Here is a 25,063-nt window from a genome sequence, read left to right on the forward strand (position 1 = left end):
AGACTAAGTCGTTATTTTTGTGCCAAAGACGTTAACCGAGATACCAGGGGGATGCAAGATGGACTTTTGGACTACCGACCTCATAGATACTGGCCCCATAGAATAAGGGCGCCTCTAATGAGGCGCCCTTAACATTTAAGCTATTTCGCTATTTCACATACATAGCATTAATTTCTGTGGCGTACTTATGGTAGATCATCTTACGCCTTAGCTTCATAGTCGGCGTCAGTAAGCCAGCCTCCATGGAAAATGCCTCAGGCAGCAGGGTAAACTTCTTGATCTTCTCGAAGCCTGCCAGCTCCTGCTGCAGATGCTTGAGGCGCTGCTCGAAGTGCTCGATCACATGGCTGTGGCGCAGTAGCTCCATGGGCGACTCGTAATGCAGCCCCTTCTCCTGGGCCCAGGCTTCTAGCGACTCGAACGCCGGCACGATCAGCGCGGTCACATAGTTTTTCGCATCGGCAATCACCGCCACCTGCTCGATGAAAGGGCAACAACCCACCTTACCCTCGACCCGCTGCGGCGCTATGTATTTGCCGTTGGAGGTCTTCATCAACTCTTTAATTCTGTCTGTGATAAACAGGTTGCCCTGCTCGTCTATCTGACCTGCGTCGCCCGTCTTCAACCAGCCATCTTCGAAGCTGTCGGCGGTCTCTTGAGGGCGGTTGTAGTAGCCGCGCATCACGGTATCGCCGCGCACCAGGATCTCGTTGTCTTTACCCAGCTTGATCTCGACTTCAGGCAGCGTCTTACCGTTAGAGCCGGCGACGCGGTTGTCCAAGGTGTTACAGGTCACGGTCGCCGTGGTCTCCGTCATGCCATAGCCGCAAAGCACGGGAATATCTATGCCATGGAAGAAGCTGGCCACGTTCTGATCCAGCGCCGCGCCGCCGCAAGGCATAAACTTAAGCCTGCCACCCAGCACCTGCTGCAGCTTGCTGTACACCAGCTTATGGGCCAGTTTCCACTGGGTCTTGAGCCACCAGGAAGCCTTAGCGCGCCCCTGGCTGACCTCGAACTGACGCTCACCCACCGACATGGCCCAGGCGAACAGCTTCTTGCGGGTGTCGGGCGCCTTATTCACCTTGTCCTGCACCGCGCTGTAAACCTTCTCCAGGAAGCGCGGCACCACGCATAGGGTATGGGGACGAATATCGACGATCGCCTCTTTCACCGTCATGGGATCTTTGAGGTAGACGTTATGGCCGCCGCGGCACAACACGTAAAAGCTCCAGCCCCGCTCGAACACATGGCTCAGCGGCAAGAAGGCCAGCGACACATCGCCAGGCGTGAAGGGTAATATGGTATCGTGCTGACGGATCACAGAGGCGATATTGCGGTAATCCAGCATCACCCCTTTAGGGTCACCCGTGGTGCCCGAGGTGTAGATCAGGGTCAGCAGATCGTCCAGGGCCAAGTTAGCCAGACGGTGAGCCAGTTCGGCGTCAACCTCGGGCGAATGGGTTTGCGTCAGCAGGCTATCGAAATGAACAGCCGTTTCCTCTTGCGCCAGCGCCACCTCGGCATCGAAGACCACTATCTGGGTCAGGCTGGGGCAGATTGCAAGCAGTTCACGGGCCATGCGGTACTGCTCGGCGTCACCGACAAAGATCAGCTTGGCCTGGGCGTCGTCTATGATGTAGCGCGCCTGCTCCAGGGTACTTGTGGGATAGATGGGTACCACCACAGCCTTGGCCTTGAGGGCACCGACGTCGGCACAGGTCCACTGGGGGCAGTTTTGCGACAGGATCGCCACCTTGTCTTGAGCCGCAAAACCAGAAGCGATCAGCGCCTTAGCGATCTGGTCACCAATCTCGTCGAATCGTCGCCAACTGATCTGTTGCCAAGGCGCCGATAAGCCATAGCCTTCCAATGCGATGGCATCGCCACGTTGCTGGCTCTGGGCCTGCATCAGGCTGATGGGATGATACTGTTGGAGCGACATAATTTTCTGACCCTTTTAGCGTACACTTGTACCTGTTTTGGCGCATTTTACTGCAATGGCGGCCAAAAAATAAGAGTTTTTGCTCCAATAATGTTAATTGGAGCACAAAAGCCAGGCGCTAGCAGGATCAGGCCAGGGCGTCACGCCACAACTTTCGCTTGCCCCACCAAAGCGTTAGCAGAGAAAAGGCCACCAGGCCGATATCCAGGGTCACATAGGTGGTGAGATCTCTGCCCTCGCGCAGTGCCACCAGCGCGGTGGACAACCAGATGGCATGGCAGATCACCACTAACATACTCAGTGAGATATGCATGGCGCTGCGGGCGGCGCAGCCCAAGCCCAGCAAGAAGGCACAGACACAGAAGGTGCTGAGTACCAGATGGCTCCAGATGAGCAGGGTAAAGTCGGGCTTGAGTATCAGGGTGCAGGTCGCCAGCAGCGCCATGGTGCCGGTGAAATACCCCAGCAGACGATACTGGGCGCTGGCGAAGGCCTCTATCAGTCCCTGTTTACCGTCGAAGCCCGGCAAGATATAGAGGGTCTCAGTCGCCCGCCATCTCTGCACACGGCTCCAGTGTACTAAGGTACAGGCGACGGCACTGAACTGACCCATGATGAAGAGCACGGGCAGCTCGATGCCGACAAAATAATTCACCAGCCCCAGCAGCAGCGCCAGCGCAGGCAGTAACACCAGCATCATGGAGAGCATGGGGCCGACGAAGAAGTTTACCGGATGCAGCCACCTGTCCAGACGGTTCATCAGGCTGTTTGAACCCAGATTAGGCAACCAGAACCAGCCCATCTCCAGGCCATTGAGGTAGACAGATCTGGCCTCCAGATGCCAAACCTCGGCCTTGAGGTCAGTGCGGATGAGATAGATGAGCCCCACGATGGCCAGCGGCACAAGGTAGAAGCTGAGGCTAGGCAGAAATGCCGTCATCTCAGGTGTAAAGGGTAGCAGCAGAAACAGGGCGAAAGAAAAGTAGAACCCCTTGATGTGTCGGCGACAGAAATAGATGAAGGCGACCCCAGCCAGGCTCGCCAGCAGCACCTGCTGGACCGCCGCCTCGAGGGGCAATAGTATCGCCGCACTCAGCGAGATCAGGGTAGCGATAATGCCCACGATGAGCGCCTGCCATTGAATGCTCTCGGCGTAGCCGGGCACCAGGCTGGCCCACTCGGTGGCCGACAGGCGGTTGAGTTGCCAGGCGATCGCCGCACAGGTAGAAACCTGCATCATCCCCAGCATGATAGGCATGGCGTCGTATTTGCCCGAGAACGCCAACACCAGCATCATCACCAGCGCCAGCAGTCCGGTGCCGAGAAAACTGGCACTGCCCACATCGAACAGCCAGAAGCGCAGCATGCCGCGCAGCGCTTTAGGCATCATCTGTGCAGCTCCATGAAGAGTTGTTCCAGGTTCATTGGCGTCACCGAGGTGAAGCTTGGTGCCATGGCGGCCTCATAGTGATCCACCAGCAGCTTATCCTGCTGACGGTTGAGCACAACAAGCCCCTCGGGCAGAGACTCGCCCGGCTTGAGACTCACCAGCTGCACGCTCTCCCTGAGGGCATCAATCTCCTTGAAGAGCACCAGCTTGCCCTTGCGCATCAAGGCCACATGGCTGGCGACCCGCTCGAGATCTGAGGTGATGTGTGAAGAGAAGAGCACCGCCGAGCCGGCATCCAGTGCCAGGTCGAACAGATCTGACATAAACTCGCGCCGGGCGATAGGATCCAGGCTGGCAACCGGCTCATCGAGGATCAACAGCTTAGGGCGATAGGCCATGGCCATGATCAGCGCCAACGACTGGCGCTGCCCCACAGACAAGCGCTGTACCTGCTGCGCCCCATCGAGCTGGAAGCGGCTCAACCACTCCTGCTCAAGCGACCCGTCCCAGTTAGGATAGAAGCTGCGATGCAGGGCCAGGGCGCGCTCGACGGTGAAGCCCTCATAGCCGAAGGGTTGCTGAGGCACATAGCCGATCAGCTCCTTCTGCGCCGAGCTGATGTTGTCGCTGGTGCCGCCCAGTATCTCTATCTGCCCCTCGGTGACATCGAGGATCCCCAGGGCGCAGCGCATCAGGGTCGACTTGCCCGCGCCATTTTGCCCCAGCAGGCCCACCACCATGCCGGGATAGAGGGTCATCGACAGCTCGTCTATGGCTAACTGGCCGTCAAAGGCCTTAGTGATCCCATGAAAGGCCAATATGGCTTGATTGCTCTCTTGCATCTGCATCTGTTCCTTTATTGCGCCTGTTGCCATGCCTTGGCGATGATGGCATTGAGTTCCTCCAGGCTTACCCCTAACTGCTTAGCCTGGTTGATGAGTGAATTGACTTGTGGCGCCATCAGGTCGGCACTCGAGGTGCCCTGGCTGTCGCCACGCTGTGCCACTCGGGTGGGTTGACCGCGGCGACGCTCGAGCCAGCCCTGTTCCACCAACTGCTGAATGGCGCGGGAGACCGTCATGGGGTTGACCGCCAGGTGCTCGGCGATCTGCCGCACCGACGGTAGCACCTCCTGTGGTTGCAGCTGACCGCCGACGATCAGACGCACTATCTGATCGCTAAGCTGGCGGTAGATGGGGTCGCCATTACTGGGGTTGACATTGAGTAAATCTAGCATTAGCCTTTATTCACTGTATTAATACATTGATACACTGATACAGTACTAAATTAACATAGATACGGTAAATTTCAACTAAGGAATCGGTATCATGCTTCAAGGAAAGGTTAAATTGATGGCCAATAGATTCACCCGGCAGCAGCGGCTGGCCGCGCTACTCCTGCCCGCCTGCTTGGCGCTACTGCTGTTATCTCAGCCCACCTGGGCAGACACTCAACCAGCAGATCAGCAAGACAGCAAATCTGAGTCTTGCTATGTAGACGACCTGTCTGATCGTCTGCGCTGCGGCGCCATCACGGTACCGGAAAACTACGCTAAGCCCCAGGGCAAACAGATACAGATCCACTATCTGGTTCTGCCCGCCATCAAGCCCAGTTTCGAGAAAGAAGCGCTATTAGCCATCGCCGGCGGCCCAGGCCAATCGGCCATAGATAACGCCGCCAGCTTCGACAAGATCTTTACCAAGGTACGCCAACAGCGGGACATACTGCTGATCGACCAGCGCGGCACAGGCCTCTCTAACCAACTCGTCTGTGAAGGCGCCGGCTTCGAAGGCGGCCTGGCCTTCAACGACGATGAGCTGGATATCGCCGCCGAGACCAAGGCCTGCCTCGCCAAGATAGATGCCGACGTCAGCCAGTATGGCAGCGAAACCGCCCTCAAAGATTTTGAGGCGGTCAGGCAAGCCCTGGGGTACCAGAAGCTGCACCTGTATGGCATCTCCTACGGTACCCGCATGGCCCAGCTCTATATGCGTCACTACCCGGAGGCCCTGGCTACCGTGACCCTGGACGGCGTGGTGCCCATGCAGCAGAGTGTGCTCAATATCGGCGATGCCATCACCCGCGCCATCGACCTGCTGCTTAAAGAATGCCAGGGCAACGCCCTATGTCATCAAGAGTTCCCTAATCTCAAAGCTGAACTCGAACAGGTCGAGGCGCAGCTCAGCCAAGGGCCGCAGATCAGTCAGACCCGCGATCCCCTCACCAATGCGCCGACCCAGCTCACCATGACCCGCGCCAAGTTTATGGGTGCCATCCGTATGGCGCTGTATATGCCCAATGTCAGGGCGCTGCTGCCCCACGCCATCCATCAGGCGGCTGAGGGGAATTTTCAGTCCATCATGGGGCTGTACGCCCTCACGATGAACAGCACTGGTATAGCCGCCGGCATGCACTCTGCCGTGGTCTGCGGCGAAGACTGGCACCGCTTCAGCGAGGCCGAGCGTCAGCAGATAGGTCAGAATTACTTCGGCCGTGAGATGCTTGAGGCCTTCGATCTGAGCTGCCCTATCTGGCATATTCCGGCGGTAGATGAAGATTTCTCCGCCCCCATAGCCAGCGCCCTGCCGACACTCGTGCTATCGGGACAGATAGACCCGGCCACGCCACCTAGCTGGGGCGAGCTGGCCATGGCCAAGCTGACCAATGCCAAGCATTTCGTCGCCCCCTATGCGACCCATGGGGTGGCCTATCAGTCTTGCGCCAACACACTGATCGCGGAGCTTATCAGCAGCGGCAGCGTCGACGGCCTGTCTCAGGAGTGCCTGAGCAAAGATATCAGTCGTAACTTCTACCTCAACGCCAACACGGTTGAGGCCATCCCACAGGACACACTCAGCCATTCCACTCTCGGTGGCGACCAGCAGCAAGGAGCACGCCATGATTAAGGTATCGAATTTATCTAAACGGATCGGCGAGGTGCAGGCGCTGAACGACCTCAGTTTCGAGGCGCTGGACGGCCAGATCACCGGCCTGCTGGGCCCTAACGGCGCAGGCAAGACCACCTGTCTGCGCACCGTCTTCGGCCTGCTCAAGCCAGACCAGGGCATCGCAGAGATCGACGGCATAGATGTCACCAAACAGCCGGTGGCCGCCAAGCAGCAGCTGGGCCTGTTCCCAGACCCTTTCGGCCTGTATGAGCGCCTGACGCCGAGAGAATATATACGCTACTTCGCCGAGCTTAACGGTCTCTCCCGCGAGCAGGCCAAGGTCGCCTCGGCCAAGGTGCTGAGCAAGCTGCACATGGACGATATTGCCGATCGCCGCTGCAAGGGATTCTCCCAAGGGCAGAGAATGAAGACGGCGCTGGCCCAGGCGATAGTGCATGAGCCCACCAATATCATACTCGACGAGCCCACCCGCGGCCTGGACGTGATGAGCACCCGGGTGCTGCGCGACCTGCTCAGGGATCTCAAACAGGCGGGACACTGCGTACTCTTCTCCAGCCATGTGATGCAGGAGGTCGCCGCCCTGTGCGATCGCGTCATCGTCATGGCCGAGGGACGCGTGGTCGCCGTCGGTAGCCCACAGGAACTCTGCCAACAGACAGGCCAGGCCTCACTGGAAGACGCCTTCATTCAGCTAATCGGTACCGACGAGGGAATCGCAGCATGATCAGTTCAATCATTACCATGGTCAGAAAAGAGCTGACCGATGCCGCCAGAGACAAGCGCTCCGTGATGGCAGGCCTCTACTACGCCATCGGCGCGCCGCTGATGATGTGCGGCATGTTTATGATCCTCATCGGCCAGATCACCAGCCCAGAGGCGCTTAACATCACCATCACCCACGGCGAGCGCGCGCCGGATCTGGTGAAATACCTCGCCAGCAACGAGATAAGCCAGGGTGATGAAGCCGATCGCAAGGAGATAGAGCTTGTCATCAGCCCAGACTACGCCGCCAACATGGCCAAGAGTCAGGCCGCCGAGATAGTGCTGATCGCCGACAACTCCAACGAGAAGCTACAGTCTTCTATCCGTCGCTTGGAGAAGGCATTGCAGCAATACAGCGCCGAGATGGGCAGCCTGCGACTGATCGCCCGCGGCATCGACCCTAAGGTGATGCAGCCGATAAAGGTCAAGGTGGAAGATCAGGCCACCTCAGACTCCAAGGGCGGCATGATCTTAGGCGTCGCCATCTTCATGATGGTCTATGCGGTGTTTATCTCCGGCATGAACCTGGCCATAGACACCAGCGCCGGCGAGCGCGAACGCAACTCGCTGGCCCTGCTGCTCAGCCATCCGGTGTCGACCCGGGATATCGTACTGGCCAAGGTGGCGGCGGTGACCATCTTCGCCATGCTGGGGCTGATCCTCACCCTGGTGATCTCTAAGGTCGCCTATGGCTTCGTGCCTTGGCAGGAGCTGGGCTTCTCGGTCAACATCAATGTCGACTTCATTCTCTTGATGCTGGCGATCGGCCTGCCCATCGCCCTGATGGCGGCGGCGCTGCAGCTGTTCGTCTCCTTCATGGCCAAGTCGTTCAAGGAGGCGCAGTCCTACCTCACCATAGTGCTGATCGTGCCCATGATGCTGTCGATGGCGGCGAGCTACAACATAGCGCCAGATACCCTGCAGTGGCTGCCTATCTCGGGACAGATGCAGGCGCTGATCGCCTTCATCAAGGGCAAGGAGATCCCCATGATGCAGCTGGCGCTCTCCAGTGCCATCACCTTCGTCATCGCCCTGGCACTGGCCCTGGGCATGGAGCGCTCACTCAGGAGCGAGAAAATCGTCTTCGGACTCTAACCCCGACTTTGTCATCGACAAGGGCCGCCATCGGGTGGCCCTACAAGGAGCATGCTATGGATAAGCAACAAGTGGTTATGATCGTCATGTTGGTCTTGGTGGTCGCCACCAGCCTCAGCGAACTCTATAAATACCGCTTCAGGCAAGAGAGACGCCGCCCTACAAGGGGCCACACGGATGAGATGAGCCGCCTGAGACAGGAAAACCAGCGACTGGCCGAGCGCGTCAGCGTGCTGGAGCGTATCGTCACCGATAGCGACTATCAGCTGAAACAGGAGTTTGCCGAGCTCAATCGCGGTGCTTAGGTTAGGGTCTTGGCTTAGCTGAAAGGGGCGTTGGGCTTTGCTTAGTCCCAAGATTAGGCCCTGATTTAGACCCAGGACTAGGTAAGGCGCCCAGCAATACCACAAGTTCTTTAGGGTTTTTCACTTGTGCCGCAGGCGGCAAATGGTTTTATAATGGCGGACTAAGACAAATCGCTGTAAAAATCTTATATTCGAGACGATATGACCATTATATCCGCCATCAAACACACTTTCGTTGGCCTGTTTGCCCTGGCTAGCCTTTCGGGTTGTGCCAGCGCACTGTGCGACGCCCAGACCGACCACGCCACCAATCCGCTGCAGCGGGAGAATAACCGCCTGGAATGCCAGCGTCAGGTGATGAACGCCATGGACGAGCATGAACGCAAGAAGAGAAAAGAGAGTGACGCCCAGTTAAAGGCCTACTTGGACAAACACCTCAGAGACACCCACTAACTTAAGACGGGCGCCCTAAGCGCCCGCCTCCTGCTTCCTGCTTCCTGCTTCCTGCTAACAGCCTTAATAAACAGCCATATACAAACGCCTGAAAGCGACTAACCTCAACAGCAGCTATGGGTATTAAATTTTTGCCGGTAGGCTCTTGGCGACAGGCTGGTCAACTGAATGAACAGCTTGCGAAAGGAGCTGACATCTTCATAGCCGACCCGCTCGACAATCTGCTCCAGCGCCAACTCAGTGGTCTCCAGCAGCCGCTTGGCCTCGTCGACCCGCAGACGCTGCATGTAGCTGGCGGGCGTCTCGTTGAGGGCCTTCTTAAAGCGGCGGATCAGGGTGCGCTTACCCAGGGCAAACTTCTGCGCTATCTCATCGAGCAACCAGTTTTGATCTAGATTGGACTGCATCCACTGCTGAATCTTGCTCACCACCTCATCTTGATGCAGCTCAGGGGTGATCGCCATGGTCATGAAGGGCTGCTGGGAGATGCGGTTAGGATCTATGAGCAGAATCTTGGCCATCTGCTGCGCCAGCGCCTCACCCGCCAGCAAGCCCACCAGATGCAGGGCCAGACTCAGGTTAGAGGTGGTCGCCCCGGCGGTGTGAAACTGACCATCAGACACCACCAAAGAGTCCATACAGAGATTGACCCGGGCGAAGTTACGCTCAAACATCTGCGACAGCCACCAGACAGTGGTGGCCCGCCTGTTGTCCAGCAGCCCAGAGGCGGCCAGCATTAAGGTACCCGAGCAGTAGGCGGCGATGGGCTTGCCCGTCTCGGCATAAGCTTTTAAAGGCCCAAGCAGGGGCGCAAAGTCCTGTGAATATGCCTTAAACTCCGCCTTGTTAGTCACGAAGGCGGAGGCCAGCACCACGGCATCGGCCGCCTCTAGCTGCGCCGCATCGCTTAGCCCCATGGCCGCGAGTTGAAAGCCCTGATTGGTGGTGATCGCCTTGCCGTCGCCTGAGACGATATGGCAGTGAAACAGATCTTGGGTCGCCTCAGGATGCAGCCTGCGATAGAGGGCATTGGTAAAGCTGAACACATCGATCAGCCCTACTATGCCACCGGCCACCACATTGCCCGCCGCCAGTATCATGATTGTCTTCATCTCTGCCCCCTTACCAACATGTCACTTGTCACCCTTATTTTGTCAATAATGACACTTTTTAGCCGTTTGTCGAGTTTTTATACTGACCCCATTGCAGAATTAACGAGAAAGTGAAGGAGTAAGCAGATGAACACACGGACACTACACCTGATGTTGAGCCTGAGTTATTTGGGCGTGAGCTGGACCTTGCTGCTGTGGCTGCACTTTACCACCCAGCCCAATCTCTTCGCCCATTTCATCGCCATCCCTAGCCTGCTGCTGTTCAGCGCCTACAGCGCCCACCAGATCATCCGCAAGGGCGTCTGATATTAAGGCCATGGGCATAAAAAAGCCCGGCATAAGCCGGGCCTTTCCTTGAGTCGACTGGGCGAAACAGCTTATTTCGCCTTAGGTCTGAAGGGCTTGATCACCGCCTCGTCGCACTCCAGATAGGGCCCTTCCATCAGATCGATGCAGTAAGGGATCGCCGGGAACACGGCATCCAGACACTCGCGGATCGACTTAGGCTTGCCGGGCAGGTTGACGATCAGGCTGTCGCCACGCAGGCCGGCGGTTTGACGGGACAGAATGGCGGTAGGCACAAACTTGAGCGACTCGGCGCGCATCAACTCACCGAAGCCCGGCATCATGCGATCGCACACCGCCTCGGTCGCCTCTGGGGTCACGTCACGCTTGGCCGGCCCTGTGCCACCCGTGGTGACGATGAGGCAACAATCTTGCTGATCGGCCATCTTAATCAGGGTCTGCTCGATAATGGGCTGCTCATCGGGAATGACTTCGTAGACAGGTTCCCACTCTGAGGTGAGGTATTCGCCCAAGACCTCGATGATCGCCTTACCGGAAATATCTTCATACACGCCGGCGCTGGCGCGATCACTGACTGTGACTATGCCTATCTTTGCTTTTGCCATTCCACTTTATCCTTTAGATGTTTGGGTCGTGCGCGGCGCCAAGCGCCCCGCCAGGTTGCGCCCTAAAATAACATATTTTGCCGATCGCTAAAGTGGCCCAAAAGAGATAAAAGTGGGATGCAGGTCGAATATTAGCGACCTAAGGTGAGCCAAACCGGAAAACCGCGACGCGGATCAGTGACAGCAGGCCAGGGTATCCTCGAGCAGATCGAGAAAGACCTCGCGACCGGCGAGCACCGCCTGCAGATCGCCGCGGCGGGCATCTGCTTCCAGCTGGCGAGCAAGCTCCACCAGCGCCGTCATGCTGAGATTACTGGCGGCGCCCTTGATGGCGTGGACGCTGGAGCGAATAGCAGTGCAATCGGCGGCCGCTATCCCCTCGATAAAGGCCTGTCTGTGATCCTGCATCTCCTCGACAAACACCTGCAACACCTCATCCAGTAGCGCCTCATCTCCAGACATAAGCGCCAGGGCGCTGTCGCGATCGAACAGCTGACTCTCGGCTTCGACCGGCGTGGGCAATGCTTCAACATCCGGGTCATGGCCCAAGGCCGCCTCATAATTTTGCTGACTCAGGGAGAACCAGCGATAGAGACACTCCTTCAGGACGCTAAGCACCAGCGGCTTGGTCAGGTAGTCGTCCATCCCCGCGCGCATGCAGTGATCCCTGTCGCCCTTCATGGCATTGGCCGTCAGGGCGATGATGGGCAGGGCGCAGAACTGGCTGCCCCCCTGCCCCTCGCGAATCGCCGCCGTCGCCTGAAATCCATCCATCTCGGGCATCAGGCAATCCATCAGGATCAGCTGATAGGGGTTCCCCTGCAACGCCGACAGTAGCGCCAGCGCCTCGCGGCCATTGCTGGCCACATCGGCCTGCACTCCCAGCTGGTGAAGCATGCCGAGGGCCACCATCTGGTTGACCTTGTTATCTTCCACTAGCAACACCTTGGGCTTGTCCGGCATGCTGGGTTCCACTATCGGCTCTATGATAGGCTCGATCATCTCCTCATCGGCCCGATCAGACAGGGCGCGGATCAGCTGGCGGATATTCAGGGGTCTGCCCAGGTGCGGCACCCTGGCATCCTGTTTCTCGAACTCTGTCTGCTGCCAATAGGAGAGCAGCGGCAGGACTCTGGTATTTGGGCGATCTGCCTGCTGCTCCACCAGTTCACGCCAGGCATTTAACTCCTCGACAAAGGCCTCCCGCCGAGGGGCGAAGCTGTAGATGATCACATCCGCCTCGGGGATAACTTCCTCCTCTTCCAGGTAGCTCACCCTGGCGCCCCAGCTCGTAAGCAGCTCGCCCAGCATGCGCTCAAACGCGCCCAGCTGCCCCATGAGGGTCACCCGCTCGGGCGATAGACCAGCGCGCCAATCTATCATCTTGTCGCTCTCGGCCAGCTGCTGAGTCAGAGTAAAGCTGAAGATGCTGCCCACCTCCTGCTGGCTCCTGACCTTGATCTCCCCCTGCATCAGCTCGCACAGGCGTTTGGCGATGGAGAGCCCCAGCCCGGTGCCGCCGAACATGCGGGTGGTGGAGCTATCGACCTGAATGAAGGGGTTAAACAACATGGCCAGCTTCTCTTTGGCTATGCCTATGCCGGTATCTTCCACCTCGCAGGAGAGCAGCACCTCGCCCGACTCGCTCAGGCGGTTCGAGAGCCGCAGGGCGATCCAGCCCTCCTCGGTGAACTTGATGGCATTGCCCACCAGATTCACCAGGATCTGACGCAAACGACTGGGGTCGCCGACCACGTAGCGATACTGCAACTGGGTGATATCCACAAACAGCGGCAGGTGGCGCTCCTCCAGCTTGAGGGACACGGACTGGACGAAGAGATCCAACAGCTCCACCAGGTCAAACTCGATCGCCTCTATCTCGAACTTGCCCGACTCTATCTTGGAGAAATCCAGAATATCGTTGAGCAGCGACAGCAGAGAATCGGCGCTGGCCGAGGCCACGTCCACATAGCGCTTCTGCATCGGCGACAGCTGGGTCTCCCCCAGCAGCCCCAGAATGCCTATGACACCGTTCATCGGGGTGCGGATCTCATGGCTCATACAGGCGAGAAAATCCTCCTTGGTCTTGGCGGCGACCTCGGCCTTCTCCCGCGCCTCCGACAGCGCCCAGTTACTAAACTCCATCTCCTGGGCGTAGGTTTCTATCTTGCGCTCGTTGAGTTTCATCCGGGTCAGGTCTTCGACACAGATGAAGTAGCCCTCCACCTGACCATCGTCACCCACGTCAGGCACATAGGTGATATGGAAGAATCTGGGGGCCTGATCCACATCTATGGTCTCCACCTCAAACACCTGCTTGTTGCCCGCCAGCACACCTTGCTGATAGGGCTTTATCAGCTGGTAGACATCCGCGGGCTGGACCGCCTCTACCGTCTGTTCCAGCACCTCCTCTTCGGTCTTGCCGAGCCACTGCAGATAGTGTTGGTTGATGAAACGATAGCGGCTCTGGGCGTCCACATAGGCCAGCTGAATCGGGATCACATTGGTGATGTTGTCGATATAGCGCCGCGATTTTTGCAGCTCGAGCTGCTTCTGATTACGGGCGCTGACCGCCTCGTTGTAGCTGTTAACCAACACGCCGAACTCATCGTCGCTGTCCAGGCGTATGGTCTTCTGACCGCCGAAGGCCTCTATCTGACGCCGGATACGGCGAATGGGATCCAGCAGCACCCTGTGCTGCACATAGAGATTGACCGTAAGCAGTATGGCAAAGCCCAGCAGCAGGAAGCTCACATAGTGGATCAGCTCCTCGAGACTATAGGCCTCGATCTCCTTGGCATCGTACCTGACATAGAGCACATAGGCCCGAAGGCGCTGCAACTCGGGGGAGATCAGATACACCTGCTGCACCTGATGCACTATGCTGCCCTGGCGCCAGACCTCCTTGGAACTCTGTTTATCGCTGACCAGCCTGACCATCTCCGCCAGTTCGGGGGCCAGGCTGGCCGACAGCGGACTGCCGAGATACTGCCCTAGGTTATCGGCCACTATCTGTTGCTCGCGGGGATCGAACAGCACCAGACGCTTGATGCTCCCCTGAGCCGCCAGGCCGTTGACCACCCTGCGCATGTTGCTGAAGTCTGTGCTGGCCTCTAGGGCGAGTCGCAGCGACACAGACACTTGGGCTATCTCATAATCGACCTGATACTGAGTGCGCTCGGTCATCTCTTCATAGTAATAGAGGGCGATAAAGCCAGAGATGATCAGGGCGCACACTAAGGTGGCCAGATTCAGCTTATAGACTATGCCCTGGGCAATCTTGTCCCGATAGTGACGCCACATAGGCTAAGGCGCCCGATAGAAGAGGTTGTCGACATGACGGCAATCGGACTCGATCGCCTCTATCTTGACCAGGGTCTCACAGACGCTATAGCCCAGCTGAATCAGCTTGTCGTTCTGGGCAAACAGCTTGCGTTGATCCTCGCCACTCAGCAGCTTGAGATCCGCCAGCGCGCCCTTGAAGTCGGCAACCTGTAGCCCCTCACGCTTGGCCATGATGGCCATCGCCTCCTCGGGATCCTGCTGCATATAGTCCATCGCCAGCTGCCAGGCCTGGCGGATCTGCTCCACCAGTTGTGGATGCTCGGCCAGGACGCTGGAGGAGATAGACAGGGTATCTAACACCTCCTCGGGGATCTCCTTGGTGGAGAACAGCTGACGATAAGCGCCGCTGGACTGAATCTCCACCGAATAGGGCGGATAGGTCACCATGGCGGCAATCTTACCTATGGCCAGGGCGCTCGCCGCCGCCCCCTGCTCCACATTGATCACCTTCACATCGTCTATGTTCATCTTGTGCTGCCTGAGGGCCCGCTCCAGCACGAAGATCCCCAGAGAGCTGACCTCGCAGCCTATGGTCTCGCCCCTGAGCGCCTGCATATTCTCGAACGCGTCGGGCGCGATAATCACGTCGCCACCGTCTGAGTAGTCCGCCAACAAGACGATCTTAATCGGCTTGCCCCCCAGAGGCGCCACCTGAATCGCCTCTATCATGGTACTGGCAAAGCCATCCACATAGCCGGTTAAGTAGGCTCGCTGGGCATCGGAGAGGGTTGACACCTGCACCAGCTCGATATTGGCGCCCACCTGCTGAAAGAACCCCTTCTGCTTGGCCAGATAGAGGAGTTCGTAGCCGGGCCAGGGGTTCATGGCGATGGTAATAGGTTCTTCGACCTTCTTCGGCCCGCAGCCGAGCAGAAATAGGGCGAGTAGTGACAGCATTAGCCCAGAAATGATTCCCTTAATCATTTGTTATTCTTCCTTAATCATGTTCTACCGTCAGATAGGCGCCATCCTGATAACAGACCACACAGTTGCGCCCATCGGCCTTAGCCTTGTACACGGCCTCGTCGGCCAACACCAAGAGGTGAGAGAGCTCGGCGTTCTGGGGATTGGCAGTCACCACGCCGAAGCTGCCGGTCACCTCCAGGCCCATGGGGTTGAGGCGTGCCAGTTGCTGACGCACATCCTCTGTCTTCTCTCTGGCGATATCCAGGCCGCACTCCATCAGGATGACAAACTCCTCGCCTCCCATTCGCGCCACCACATCTTCCTTGCGAAAGCAGTCCTGCAACAGCTTGGCCACCGCCTGCAGCACGAGATCGCCGATATGGTGGCCATTGAAGTCGTTGATCTTCTTGAAGTGATCCAAATCCAGCATCACGATGGAGAGCTCCTGCTGGTGCCGCACCATGGCGGAGAGACTCTGGGCTGCGCGCTCGGCGAGGAAGTGACGGTTGTAGAGGCCGGTGAGCTGGTCGTGCAGCGCCATGAATTTAAGCTTGTCGCTATGCTGCTTGAGTTGGATATGGGTACTGACCCGGGCGCGCACAATCGCCGGGCGGATCGGCTTGGTGATATAGTCCACCGCGCCTATCTCCAGCCCCTTCTGCTCGTCATCGTCCGAGTCTTTGGCGGTCACGAAGATGATGGGGATCTCGGCGGTCTCGGGATCGGCCTTCAGCTGACGACACACCTGATAGCCATCCATGCCGGGCATCAGCACATCCAGCAAGATGATGTCGGGTTTCTGCTTGGCGACCCTGAGGCACTCCTCGCCGCTATCGGCGGTCCAAACCTGAAACATCTCCTTCAGACACTGCCTCATGATCAGCACATTGGTCTTCACATCATCAACCACCAGCACTACAGATTGTTCTTCCATGCAATCCCCTAATCAGCCATGAGCAATTAGCCGCAATGTTTCAAATGGATAGAGATATTTTTAAGTGTAGCAGAAAGGATTTTTTCATCCGTAAATCCCATCATTAACATCACAGATGTCAGAGCAGATGGCAAGCGGGTTTGCTCCAAGGCGATAGAGGCCAAGATGGTAAGAGCAAAGGCGTAAAATGAAAAAGGGCCAAGAGGCCCTTTTTTTAAATCATGAATGCTTAGAAACGGTAGGTTAAGCCGATAACCGACTTGGTTTCCCACTTAGTCGCGTCATTGGCATAAGGCACGGCCAGCTCGCCTGAATCTTCACGGCCCACCTTGACATAGGCAGCCAGGTTGTCGATGAACTCATAGCCGGCAACGGCGAATACGTTGCGGGTATTTGAGTTAACACCTTCGAAACGATCACGTGTGTATGACGCCTCGACACCGGCGAATAAGCCGCTATCGAACTGGTAACCAGTACCCACCTCGGCGCGGTACTCTTTAACGGTTGAATCTACAATCACCTCGGCACCATTGCCTGTGATATCCATAGGCGTTGCACCATAGACCTTGATGCGGTCTTTGCGCATCGCACGGCCTTCGGCATAGGCATAGAAGTTATCGAAATTAGTCTGTACACGCAGACCACCGCCGAATGAACCGTCGTTGAAACGCTTGTCTTCATATTGGGTCTCAACTGACGCAAACGGGATCACAGACACGGCGCCGAAGTTGAAATCATAGCCAATTCTGGCTTCCAGGTTAGTCGACTTGTCTTGAGTGGTGTGCTCAGCCTCTACCTTACCGGTAAAGCCATTTAGCACGTCGGCGTTAGCCGCACCGGCAGATAACGCAAGTAATGTAGCAACAACAATAGCTGACTTTTTCATGTATATTCCCCATATCTATATTTTGATGAATGTCTCTCACGAGCATCAAACCTTGGCTCGTCAGATGGGGGCCATTTTCCTTGCGACTTTTGCAAATATTGAATTAGAAACTATTCGATATTCAAATACATGAAAGACAGTCTTACATGACGCCACACAAGCGCCAACGGAAACTAACCAAATAATTTCAAGGTGTTATGCCAAACTGAAAATCTACGATGCAATTTTAAGCAGAGTTCAAAAACGGACGAACAACACTTTCTTAAGGAGGGATCTGTCAGCTTAGGTTCAGGAAACTCACGCCATTTCAGCTAAAACTTATCCTTCTGCGCCTCAAAAATCCCCGCCATCTCCCCCCATATTTCTATTAAACAGCGACTTAATGGCAGGCCAACTGCTCGTCATCTGACGCTCGGCCGAACTTTTATGGCAGAAAATGAAGCGCTTGGGGCGTTAAATTAATCAGCTTAATGAGAGAAATGAGCAAAGCCCTAACGACAGGCAACCCATACTCCTAAAAAAACTTTCGGCAGATATAAACCAAGGCAGATATAAACCGAGGCAAAACGGCTAAGGGGAGTGATTAGCAAAGATGGTCGGCAAAGAAGGTTAATCTGAGCCTAAGTTGATCTGAGACTAAATTAATCTGAGGCTTAGTTAGTCTGAGAGCAAGTAAGAAACCTGAAGAATGGAGATAGCGGCGCGACGAGTACGCAGAAACACAGGGAGGCTGAGGAAATAGATGCAGCGGGTTAAGCACCTCAAAATGCGAGACGCTCACCCTGCCGCCAGGGGTTATCTTTCACACTCGTCGACGCGAGAATGGTAAGGATCATCATCGGCAAGACAGAGTCTGTCGGCCTGAAGTTGACGCTGCTTCTGCTCCGTCTGCTCGGCCTTCTTCTGCGCCTCGAACTTAGCCAGGCGCTCGTCCAGCGCACGCTCGATAACATCGTGATTGAGCTCGATGCAGTCATAGTCGCCGGCGGCACATTCCCACTCGGCGCGCACGGGTTGGCTGGCAATAATCGACAGCATAAGCGCGACCATCAGGCTGCCCAGCACGCCCACCAGCTTAGAGCGACGCTGCTTGAGTAGCGGCAACTCGGGCAATAGGAATTGCTCTACGCCGCCGACGGGTTCACACACTTTATTTAAATTGGCCATAGGAATTACCTCTTGTGCTAATCAAAAATGACTTACCAGGCCCCACCGACCTGTAAATACAGGGTCCACTCCTCTGGTCCCTTGGCGATATCCATCCCGGTGCGCAGCCCAAGCTGGCGCGCCATCAGGTAACGAAAGCCCACCCCCTGGGTCTTGAGCCAGGGGCTATCGGCAAAACGCTCGTCTGCCATCACCGCCTTACCGGCGCCGGCAAAGCCCAGCAGGGTCCAGCGATCGTCGAGGTCATAACTCACCTCGACCTCTCCCAGGGCGGTATCCCCCCCCTGATAACGCATCGCCGGCATGCCGCGCATGTCCAGGTAAGGCAAGGCGTAGAAGGGGGCATCGCCCGAGAGCGATTTGGCATCCAGACGCATGTTGACGCCCCACTTGGCATTCAGCCTGTGATAGGCATGCAGGAAGGCGCTGTCGGTGCGATAGTCGAAGTCGCCGCCGAGTCGTTTGTCGTGCTGGGTACTCTTCAGCCGCGCCTTGATACCGCTGCGGGGCGAGAAATGGTTGTCTGTGCTGTCGTAGGTGAGCTTAAGGCCCAGGGCGCCATCGCTATCGACCATGGCACTCTCCTGGTTAAGCGGATGCTCGCCGCCCAGGTCGAACTCGGCCTCGGAGCGGGTATAGCTATATTCGCCGCCGAGGAAGAAGTTGCTCTCTCCCAGGCGTACATCGATATCCTGAAACAGGTGCCAGCCTTGCAGCGAGAAACCCATGGCCGGGGCGTCGATACCCGTGTAGGCCTTGAGCCTGAGATCGGCGGCGAAGATGCCGCCCAGATAACGCACCCTGTCTTCCAGCCAGTTACCCGAATGAAACAGGCCACCCAGCTTGGTACCGTTATTGGTGCCGGCGGCCACCACACCTGTGACGCTCGGCGGGATCTCGGCCACGGCCAAGGGGTCTTCGAGCCGCTTCTGCCGTTGCGACTCAGACTCATGGAAGAACAGCAGGGCGGCGCCGCCGCCCACCCCTACCGCAGGCTCGGTGATCAGGATCGGCACAGGCATGAAGCCGTGGGCGTTGTTGAGGATCCACTGACTGGCATCGACACGGCCATCGGTGGGATCCTTAAACTGATCGGTGAAGCCTGCCTGACTGGCACCGGCTAGTAGGCTCAGGCTGAGTGCTAAAAAGCGGGGGTAGCAGGGGGTTGCCATAATCTTCTGCCTCGGGAGTTGGGATGACCTTAGCGAGAAACCCTTTCGTCGCTAAGGTCTATGCGGGAAGCGCATTCTGTTAATAACCGTTGATGATGGCGTCATCTATGATCGCATCTTCGATGTAAGCGTCTTCGATCTCTTGCTCTATGATGGCGTCTTCAATGTCTTCGAGGTCACGCTTGCAGCGCTCGCGTTTCACCTCGCCTTCCACCAGGCCGTCGATCGCACCAATGGCACCACCGATGGCCGCACCACGCTTGGCGCCTTCACCACCGTCGGCGATGGCACCCGCGGCGGTGCCTATGAGGCCACCTTCGATGGCACCAGCCACCACATCGCCTAGGGTGTCGTCACAGTAATCGGCCATGGCGAAACCAGAAGCCGCACTCAGGGATAAAGCGAGTAACAAGGGTTTGATTTTCATCTTATGCTCCGAATCATGCTGTTAATGTCCAGGTCATGATAAGAGCAAAAAGCGAATAGCTTTAGTTAGCTATCATTCGATTTTGTAATAGGTTGGTAGGAATGCGCCAAGCGCGAGGCCTTAGCCCCGCGACGCGTAGAAAAATTTCTCGTAGAGGTAGGTGTAGCAGTAGTTGAAGACCAGATAGAAGACCACGAAGCCGATATCCAGCCAGAAGGCCTGCCATAGTGAGATGGACAGATAGGCCGCCATGATAGGCACAGAGATAAACAGCAACCCCAGCTCAAACAACAGGCTGTGCCAGACTCTGTCTGCCATGGATTTCACCATGGTCGACTTGAAGTAGAGCATGGCTCTGTCGAACAGCAGGTTATAGCCATAGTTCCAGGCCGCGGCAATCAGCGACATGCCTATGGCCAGGGCCAACAAGGCACGAGAATCGACCGAGGTCAGCCAGGCACCCAGAGGCACGGCTAACACCATGGCCCCCAGCTCGAACCCTACTAGATACCTGATGCGATCGAATCTCGTCTTATGTTGCATGATAACCCCCTGCGCCAACTTGGCAGCAGAATAAAGTGTTCTCCAACCGGCAACGCCGTCAGCCAAAACATTGATACGCCGGCGGAGAACATAAACCTTAAGCCGTCACTTCAGTCGCCTCGGGTGAGCGTCTTAGCTCACGCAGGCGTTGCAGTGCGATGAAACAGATTGGCACCAGCAGACAGCCGATCACTGTGGCAATCAACATGCCGCCGAAGCTGGCAATACCTAGGGCGTTACGGCTGGCTGAGCCCGCCCCCGAGGCTATAACCAGAGGCACTACCCCCAGGATGAAGGAGAAGGCCGTCATCAATACCGCTCGCAGGCGCAGGGCAATCGCCTGCTTTGCCGCCTCCATGATGGAGAGCCCCTTCTCTTCACGCAGCACCTTGGCAAACTCGACAATCAGAATCGCGTTGCGACTCGCCATACCGATAAGCAGTACCAGGCCCACCTGGGTGTAGAGGTTGATACTGCCACCTGCCAGGGCGGTGAAGCCCAGGGCACCAAACAGCGCCGTCGGTACACAGAGGATAATCGCCAGTGGGATCATCCAGCTCTCGTACTGCGCCACCAGGAAGAGGTAGGTGAACAGCAGCGCCAGGGCGAACAGGATAGGCGCCGAATCGCCCGCCTGTAGCTCCTGATAGGTCATGCCGGTCCACTCGTAGGCGTAGCCCTGTGGCAGGCTGGTGTCGGCAATCTGCTCCATGGCGGCGATGGCCTCACCCGAGCTGTAACCGTCGGCCGGAATGGCAATCACCTGCGCCGTGTTGTACAGGTTGTAGCGGGCGGTGTTGTCCGAGCCCACCAGCGGCTTGTAGGACGCAAAGCTCGACAGCTTGACCATCTCGCCAGACAGGGCGCGTACATAGATCTGCTCCAGGTCTTTCTCTTGTGAGCGGTAAGATTGCTCCGCCTGCAGGTTCACCTGATAGTTCTTACCAAACTTAGTGAAATCATTGACATACATATTGCCCATCATGGCAGACAGCGTGCTGTTGACCTCGTTAAGATCGACCCCCAGCGCCATCGCCTTGGCTCTGTCCACATCCAGATAGAGCTGTGGCACATTGGCACTATAGGTGGTGAAGGCCATGGCGATCTCGTCGGCATCGTTGAGCGCCGCCAGATAACCATCCAGCGCGGGCGCCATCTGTTCGACGCTGCGACCACTGAGATCTTCAACCTGCAGGGTCAGACCGCCGGCATTACCCAGGCCGGGAATGGCTGGCATAGAAAACGCCATGCCGGTGACATCTTTGTTCTGATCGATAATCGCCTGTACCTGGGCCACCAGCGCAAACTCTGAGGTTTCTGCCGTCTGGCGCTCGCTCCAGTCGTCCAGCACCACGATCATCATGCCAGAGTTGGACGATGAGGCGCCCTTGAGCAGGCTATAACCCTTGGCGGCCACCACATGTTTGACCCCTTCGAGGGCACTGACCTCGCTGATCATCTCATCGACCATCTTGTCGGTTCTGTCCAGCGCCGAGGCTTCCGGTAGGTTCATGTCCACCATGAATGAGCCCTGATCTTCCGCTGGGATAAAGCCCTTAGGCATGTTGTCGCCCAGCAGCACTATGGCGCCCATCAGCAGGGCCAGCAGCGCACCCGATAGCATAAGACGCTTACCGAAGAAGCCTACCGACGAGACATAACCATTGGTCAGCCTGTTGATGAATTGGTTGAACCAGGCCAGCGGGCCACGTGTCTTAGGCGCCTCGTGGCGCATCAGCGCGGCGCACAGGGCTGGTGTCAGGGTGAGGGCGACCACGGTCGAGATCACTGTCGATACCGAGATGGTCACACCAAACTGTTGATACATCTGGCCCACCAGGCCTGGGGCGAAGGAGACTGGACCGAATACCGCCAGCAGCACCAATGCCGAGGCGATAAGGGGGGCAGTCACCTCTTTCATCGCCTTGGAGGTCGCCGCCTTGCTGTCGAGATGCTCCTCGCTCATCAGGCGTTCGACGTTCTCTATCACCACGATGGCCGCATCAACCACCACACCGATAGCCAAGATCAGGCCGAACATGGAGATGGTGTTGATATCTATCCCCATGGCCGCCATCACCACGAAGGTGCCGATGAGCGAGACGGGAATGGCGATCGAAGGGATCAGGGTCGCGCGCCAGCTCTGCAGGAAGAGGAAGGTCACGACAACTACCAGGCCGATGGCGATATAGAGGGTCTCGAACACCTCATCCATAGACACCTCGATAAAGGTGGTGGAGTCGTAGCTGATCACATGCTCCATATCGGCAGGGAAACGCTGACTGAGACGCTCCATCTCGGCACGCACCCCTTCGGCAACCTCGAGGGCGTTGGCACCCGGCGCCTGGTAGATGGCCAGGATAGGGCTCTCATTCTTGCCGTAGGTAGCCATGGCAGAGTATTGCTCCGCCGCCAGCTCGACACGGGCCACGTCTTTCAGTGTGATGAAACCGGCCTGGTTGTCGGCACGCAGTATGATGTTTTCAAACTCCTCGACATCCACCAGGCGGCCCTTGGTCTGAATCGTGTATTGGAATACCTGATTACCGGATGAAGGACGCTCGCCCAGCTTACCGGCGGCAACCGTGGTGTTTTGTGCGCTGATGGCTGCGGCCACATCGTTGGCGGTGATCGCCTTGGCGGCCATCTTCTCTGGGTTGAGCCAGACGCGCATCGAGTAGTTCTGCTCACCGATCACCTGCACCTTGCCCACACCTTTCACCCTCAGCAGGGCGTCTTTGATGTTGAGCGAGGCATAGTTAGACAGGTAGAGGTTGTCATGGCTGCCGTTGGGCGAATAGGTGTTGACCGTCATCAAGATGGAGTTTGCCACCTTCTCGACCGTCACCCCCTGACGCTTAACCTCTTCGGGTAACTTGGCCATCGCCTTGTTGACCCGGTTCTGCACCAGCACCTGGGCCTTGTCGGGATCTGTGCCAATGGCAAAGGTCACATAGGCCAGGTAGGTGTTATCGTTGTTCGACTTGGACTCGATATAGATCATGTCCTCGACGCCGTTGATCTCCTGCTCGATCACCGAGGCGACCGTGTTGCGTATGGTGTTATGGTCGGCACCAGGGAACACGGCAAACACCTCGATAGAGGGCGGCACTATGCTGGGAAATTGCGATACTGGCATTCTTGCCAGACTGAGTAAGCCGGCCAAGGTCAGCACAATCGAGAGTACGATGGCGAACTTGGGGCGATTAATGAAGAAATCGGCCATGAGTTGTTACCCCTTCTTAGCTAGGGCGACAGGCTGCTGCACGTCGACTTCGACGCCGGCACGCACCGACTGTAGACCGCTGAGAATCACACGCTCACCGGCTTGCAGGCCATCCTGCACTATCCAGGTATTGGCCTGACGCAGACCCAGTTTGACGTAACGGGCCTCGACCACATTGTCCTGATTGACGGTCAACACGTAGCGACCACCCTGATCTTCCTGCACCACGGCCTGAGGCACCACCAGCTGTTGCTGGGCCACCTGCTCGCGCGAGGACACGGAAACGAATTGACCCGGCACCAGCAGGCCTTCTGGGTTAGGGAAGGTCACGCGAAAACGGATAGAACCGCTGCGGCTGTCCACATGGTTGTCGATGAAGTCGACCTCGCCCTTGTGGTTATACAGGGTGCCATTGGCCAGGGTCAGCGCCATCTCGGGAGACGCTATCTCCTCGCCCGCCTGCACGCGCTTCTGCAGATCGTTGAGATACTGCTTCTCGTCCAGCTTGATGTCTACATGCATGGCATCGCTGCTCACCAGAGTGGTGAGCGGCTCGGCATCTGGGCCAACCAAGGCGCCGACACTCACGCGGCTGTCGCTCATGATGCCGTTAAAAGGCGCGTAAATATGGGTGTTTTCCAGATCCAGCTGAGCATAGTTGAGCTCAGCCTTGGCGCTCTGCACCTCGGCCTTCATGCCGAGTAGCTCGGCCTCAATCTGCTCGACCTCCAGGCTGCTCAGGGCATCTTGCGTCAGCAGGGCCTGGGCCTTCTCATGTTTCTTCGCCTGTAGCATCATCTGCGCCGTCTTCTGCGCCAGGTTAGCCTCCAGGCGGGCGACCTCGGCCTGAAACGGCTTAGGGTCGATCTCGAACAGCAGATCCCCCTTCTTAACGTGGGCGCCATCGGTATAGACCTGACTGATCAGGTAACCGGAGATCTTTGGCAAGATCTCCACCTGATCGACCGCCTGGGTCTTACCCATGAACTGTTCGGTGAGTTGGATCAGCTGAGGTTGCATAACCTGAACTGTGACCTTAGGTTGTTCGGTGAACTCCCCGTCGACTTCGGCTTGCTGCGAACAGGCAGCGAGTAGAATTGGAAGGGAAATCGCGATAATTTTGGCTGACGTACCCATAATGACCTCTTCTCAAGCATCGACACTCATGTGCCACAAACGATTAAATTGCGACCACTATACAGAGGAGTTTTTAATACTTTTAACTAGGTATTATTAGGTTATCGAATGGATGTCAGACGGGTGTTTGGCGGGAATGAAAGCGCCAATCTATTCGAAATACAGATGGTTATTAATTAACCGCGGCAACATTGTTAATAGATAATGGCCTCACCAACAGCAACACGTTATATCGAGGTTATCATGTTTAGCAAAAATACCAGCCTGGGCAAGATGGATCAGTTCATGACAGTGATCACCGCCGGTGCCATCATCAGCTTATTTGTGGTTTATGAATCGTTATTCGGCCAGGACCTGGCCATTCAGCAGGTGGTGATCGAGCTGCTGAGACACTAATAGCCTGTCTCAGCTGCCATGACTCACCGCTCGCGTGGATGA

At 56.9% G+C, this 25,063-nt stretch carries 23 protein-coding genes; 7 read left to right on the top strand and 16 right to left on the bottom strand.

The annotated features are described in order from the left end of the window. Positions 1-148 precede the first annotated feature (148 nt). The 4 genes from K0I31_RS19710 to K0I31_RS19725 all read right to left on the bottom strand — a co-directional run bounded on the left by K0I31_RS19710 (position 149) and on the right by K0I31_RS19725 (position 4,572). The gene (locus K0I31_RS19710) at positions 149-1,945 is read right to left on the bottom strand and encodes an AMP-dependent synthetase/ligase (protein ID WP_220079481.1); all 1,797 of its coding nucleotides are present in this window, start codon (positions 1,943-1,945) and stop codon (positions 149-151) included. Between the two features lie 127 nt (positions 1,946-2,072). Further along, entirely contained in the window at positions 2,073-3,335 is a 1,263-nt protein-coding gene (locus tag K0I31_RS19715; protein WP_220072664.1) for a hypothetical protein, read from the bottom strand. Next, positions 3,332-4,177 carry an ABC transporter ATP-binding protein gene (locus K0I31_RS19720; protein WP_258406544.1) on the bottom strand — a complete coding sequence of 282 codons (846 nt, stop codon included), beginning with the start codon at positions 4,175-4,177 and terminating at the stop codon, positions 3,332-3,334. Before K0I31_RS19720 ends, K0I31_RS19715 begins: the two co-directional genes overlap by 4 nt. Positions 4,178-4,191: 14 nt before the next feature. Continuing rightward, a complete protein-coding gene (locus tag K0I31_RS19725; protein ID WP_011867573.1) occupies positions 4,192-4,572 on the bottom strand; it encodes a GntR family transcriptional regulator in 381 nt (126 codons plus the stop codon). Between the two features lie 115 nt (positions 4,573-4,687). Between K0I31_RS19725 and K0I31_RS19730 the strand changes: the two genes are divergently transcribed. From K0I31_RS19730 to K0I31_RS19750, 5 genes are all read left to right on the top strand, one after another. Then, positions 4,688-6,241 carry an alpha/beta hydrolase gene (locus K0I31_RS19730; RefSeq protein ID WP_220079483.1) on the top strand — a complete coding sequence of 518 codons (1,554 nt, stop codon included), beginning with the start codon at positions 4,688-4,690 and terminating at the stop codon, positions 6,239-6,241. After that, the gene (locus K0I31_RS19735) at positions 6,234-6,968 is read left to right on the top strand and encodes an ABC transporter ATP-binding protein (RefSeq protein WP_220079484.1); all 735 of its coding nucleotides are present in this window, start codon (positions 6,234-6,236) and stop codon (positions 6,966-6,968) included. Before K0I31_RS19730 ends, K0I31_RS19735 begins: the two co-directional genes overlap by 8 nt. Next, positions 6,968-8,101, top strand: a complete 1,134-nt coding sequence (locus K0I31_RS19740) for an ABC transporter permease (protein WP_220080912.1) — start codon at positions 6,968-6,970, stop codon at positions 8,099-8,101. The genes K0I31_RS19735 and K0I31_RS19740 overlap by 1 nt, the downstream gene beginning before the upstream one ends. A gap of 56 nt (positions 8,102-8,157) precedes the next feature. Next, entirely contained in the window at positions 8,158-8,406 is a 249-nt protein-coding gene (locus K0I31_RS19745) for a hypothetical protein (protein WP_220079485.1), read from the top strand. A gap of 201 nt (positions 8,407-8,607) precedes the next feature. Further along, positions 8,608-8,859 carry a hypothetical protein gene (locus tag K0I31_RS19750; protein WP_220079486.1) on the top strand — a complete coding sequence of 84 codons (252 nt, stop codon included), beginning with the start codon at positions 8,608-8,610 and terminating at the stop codon, positions 8,857-8,859. Positions 8,860-8,963: 104 nt separating this feature from the next. On the opposite strand, the gene K0I31_RS19755 is transcribed toward K0I31_RS19750, so the two are convergent. After that, positions 8,964-9,971 carry a GlxA family transcriptional regulator gene (locus tag K0I31_RS19755; RefSeq protein ID WP_220079487.1) on the bottom strand — a complete coding sequence of 336 codons (1,008 nt, stop codon included), beginning with the start codon at positions 9,969-9,971 and terminating at the stop codon, positions 8,964-8,966. Between the two features lie 126 nt (positions 9,972-10,097). Here K0I31_RS19755 and K0I31_RS19760 point away from each other — a divergent pair, with 126 nt between their 5' ends. Further along, positions 10,098-10,277: a hypothetical protein gene (locus tag K0I31_RS19760; protein WP_011867580.1), complete on the top strand. Its 180-nt coding sequence runs from the start codon at positions 10,098-10,100 to the stop codon at positions 10,275-10,277. 71 nt (positions 10,278-10,348) lie between these two features. On the opposite strand, the gene mog is transcribed toward K0I31_RS19760, so the two are convergent. From mog to K0I31_RS19815, 11 genes are all read right to left on the bottom strand, one after another. Further along, entirely contained in the window at positions 10,349-10,882 is a 534-nt protein-coding gene (gene mog, locus K0I31_RS19765) for a molybdopterin adenylyltransferase (protein WP_011867581.1), read from the bottom strand. A 174-nt stretch (positions 10,883-11,056) separates the two neighbouring features. Beyond that, positions 11,057-14,185: a hybrid sensor histidine kinase/response regulator gene (locus K0I31_RS19770; protein WP_220079488.1), complete on the bottom strand. Its 3,129-nt coding sequence runs from the start codon at positions 14,183-14,185 to the stop codon at positions 11,057-11,059. Between the two features lie 3 nt (positions 14,186-14,188). Then, the gene (locus tag K0I31_RS19775; RefSeq protein ID WP_220079489.1) at positions 14,189-15,151 is read right to left on the bottom strand and encodes an ABC transporter substrate-binding protein; all 963 of its coding nucleotides are present in this window, start codon (positions 15,149-15,151) and stop codon (positions 14,189-14,191) included. A 13-nt stretch (positions 15,152-15,164) separates the two neighbouring features. Continuing rightward, on the bottom strand, positions 15,165-16,067 hold the full coding sequence (locus K0I31_RS19780; RefSeq protein WP_011867584.1) for a diguanylate cyclase: 903 nt from the start codon (positions 16,065-16,067) through the stop codon (positions 15,165-15,167). 229 nt (positions 16,068-16,296) lie between these two features. Further along, a complete protein-coding gene (locus K0I31_RS19785; RefSeq protein ID WP_220079490.1) occupies positions 16,297-16,953 on the bottom strand; it encodes a porin family protein in 657 nt (218 codons plus the stop codon). Positions 16,954-17,748: 795 nt separating this feature from the next. Next, positions 17,749-18,120, bottom strand: coding sequence for a hypothetical protein (locus tag K0I31_RS19790; RefSeq protein ID WP_220079491.1), 372 nt, complete (start codon positions 18,118-18,120; stop codon positions 17,749-17,751). 32 nt (positions 18,121-18,152) lie between these two features. Beyond that, positions 18,153-19,292 (bottom strand): BamA/TamA family outer membrane protein, encoded by a 1,140-nt coding sequence (locus K0I31_RS19795; RefSeq protein WP_220079492.1) that lies wholly within the window; start codon positions 19,290-19,292, stop codon positions 18,153-18,155. 79 nt (positions 19,293-19,371) lie between these two features. After that, on the bottom strand, positions 19,372-19,719 hold the full coding sequence (locus K0I31_RS19800) for a hypothetical protein (protein WP_144204099.1): 348 nt from the start codon (positions 19,717-19,719) through the stop codon (positions 19,372-19,374). A 120-nt stretch (positions 19,720-19,839) separates the two neighbouring features. Then, on the bottom strand, positions 19,840-20,262 hold the full coding sequence (locus tag K0I31_RS19805; protein ID WP_011867589.1) for a PACE efflux transporter: 423 nt from the start codon (positions 20,260-20,262) through the stop codon (positions 19,840-19,842). Between the two features lie 97 nt (positions 20,263-20,359). Continuing rightward, complete coding sequence (locus tag K0I31_RS19810; protein WP_220079493.1) at positions 20,360-23,488, bottom strand: efflux RND transporter permease subunit; 3,129 nt, start codon at positions 23,486-23,488, stop codon at positions 20,360-20,362. 6 nt (positions 23,489-23,494) lie between these two features. Next, positions 23,495-24,625, bottom strand: a complete 1,131-nt coding sequence (locus K0I31_RS19815) for an efflux RND transporter periplasmic adaptor subunit (protein ID WP_011867591.1) — start codon at positions 24,623-24,625, stop codon at positions 23,495-23,497. A 243-nt stretch (positions 24,626-24,868) separates the two neighbouring features. On the opposite strand from K0I31_RS19815, the gene K0I31_RS19820 reads away from it, so the two are divergent. Beyond that, complete coding sequence (locus K0I31_RS19820) at positions 24,869-25,021, top strand: hypothetical protein (RefSeq protein ID WP_190272401.1); 153 nt, start codon at positions 24,869-24,871, stop codon at positions 25,019-25,021. Positions 25,022-25,063 lie beyond the last annotated feature (42 nt).

The sequence above is a fragment of the Shewanella spartinae genome, from assembly GCF_019457555.1.
Taxonomy (GTDB): domain Bacteria; phylum Pseudomonadota; class Gammaproteobacteria; order Enterobacterales; family Shewanellaceae; genus Shewanella; species Shewanella loihica.

What these genes read in the sequence shown, in the direction of transcription:
- K0I31_RS19710 (WP_220079481.1), bottom strand. Translation starts at nt 1,945, where the DNA reads ATGTCGCTCCAACAGTATCATCCCATCAGCCTGATGCAGGCCCAGAGC.
- K0I31_RS19715 (WP_220072664.1), bottom strand. Translation starts at nt 3,335, where the DNA reads ATGATGCCTAAAGCGCTGCGCGGCATGCTGCGCTTCTGGCTGTTCGAT.
- K0I31_RS19720 (WP_258406544.1), bottom strand. Translation starts at nt 4,177, where the DNA reads ATGCAAGAGAGCAATCAAGCCATATTGGCCTTTCATGGGATCACTAAG.
- K0I31_RS19725 (WP_011867573.1), bottom strand. Translation starts at nt 4,572, where the DNA reads ATGCTAGATTTACTCAATGTCAACCCCAGTAATGGCGACCCCATCTAC.
- K0I31_RS19730 (WP_220079483.1), top strand. Translation starts at nt 4,688, where the DNA reads ATGGCCAATAGATTCACCCGGCAGCAGCGGCTGGCCGCGCTACTCCTG.
- K0I31_RS19735 (WP_220079484.1), top strand. Translation starts at nt 6,234, where the DNA reads ATGATTAAGGTATCGAATTTATCTAAACGGATCGGCGAGGTGCAGGCG.
- K0I31_RS19745 (WP_220079485.1), top strand. Translation starts at nt 8,158, where the DNA reads ATGGATAAGCAACAAGTGGTTATGATCGTCATGTTGGTCTTGGTGGTC.
- K0I31_RS19750 (WP_220079486.1), top strand. Translation starts at nt 8,608, where the DNA reads ATGACCATTATATCCGCCATCAAACACACTTTCGTTGGCCTGTTTGCC.
- K0I31_RS19755 (WP_220079487.1), bottom strand. Translation starts at nt 9,971, where the DNA reads ATGAAGACAATCATGATACTGGCGGCGGGCAATGTGGTGGCCGGTGGC.
- K0I31_RS19760 (WP_011867580.1), top strand. Translation starts at nt 10,098, where the DNA reads ATGAACACACGGACACTACACCTGATGTTGAGCCTGAGTTATTTGGGC.
- mog (WP_011867581.1), bottom strand. Translation starts at nt 10,882, where the DNA reads ATGGCAAAAGCAAAGATAGGCATAGTCACAGTCAGTGATCGCGCCAGC.
- K0I31_RS19770 (WP_220079488.1), bottom strand. Translation starts at nt 14,185, where the DNA reads ATGTGGCGTCACTATCGGGACAAGATTGCCCAGGGCATAGTCTATAAG.
- K0I31_RS19775 (WP_220079489.1), bottom strand. Translation starts at nt 15,151, where the DNA reads ATGATTAAGGGAATCATTTCTGGGCTAATGCTGTCACTACTCGCCCTA.
- K0I31_RS19780 (WP_011867584.1), bottom strand. Translation starts at nt 16,067, where the DNA reads ATGGAAGAACAATCTGTAGTGCTGGTGGTTGATGATGTGAAGACCAAT.
- K0I31_RS19785 (WP_220079490.1), bottom strand. Translation starts at nt 16,953, where the DNA reads ATGAAAAAGTCAGCTATTGTTGTTGCTACATTACTTGCGTTATCTGCC.
- K0I31_RS19790 (WP_220079491.1), bottom strand. Translation starts at nt 18,120, where the DNA reads ATGGCCAATTTAAATAAAGTGTGTGAACCCGTCGGCGGCGTAGAGCAA.
- K0I31_RS19795 (WP_220079492.1), bottom strand. Translation starts at nt 19,292, where the DNA reads ATGGCAACCCCCTGCTACCCCCGCTTTTTAGCACTCAGCCTGAGCCTA.
- K0I31_RS19800 (WP_144204099.1), bottom strand. Translation starts at nt 19,719, where the DNA reads ATGAAAATCAAACCCTTGTTACTCGCTTTATCCCTGAGTGCGGCTTCT.
- K0I31_RS19805 (WP_011867589.1), bottom strand. Translation starts at nt 20,262, where the DNA reads ATGCAACATAAGACGAGATTCGATCGCATCAGGTATCTAGTAGGGTTC.
- K0I31_RS19810 (WP_220079493.1), bottom strand. Translation starts at nt 23,488, where the DNA reads ATGGCCGATTTCTTCATTAATCGCCCCAAGTTCGCCATCGTACTCTCG.
- K0I31_RS19815 (WP_011867591.1), bottom strand. Translation starts at nt 24,625, where the DNA reads ATGGGTACGTCAGCCAAAATTATCGCGATTTCCCTTCCAATTCTACTC.
- K0I31_RS19820 (WP_190272401.1), top strand. Translation starts at nt 24,869, where the DNA reads ATGTTTAGCAAAAATACCAGCCTGGGCAAGATGGATCAGTTCATGACA.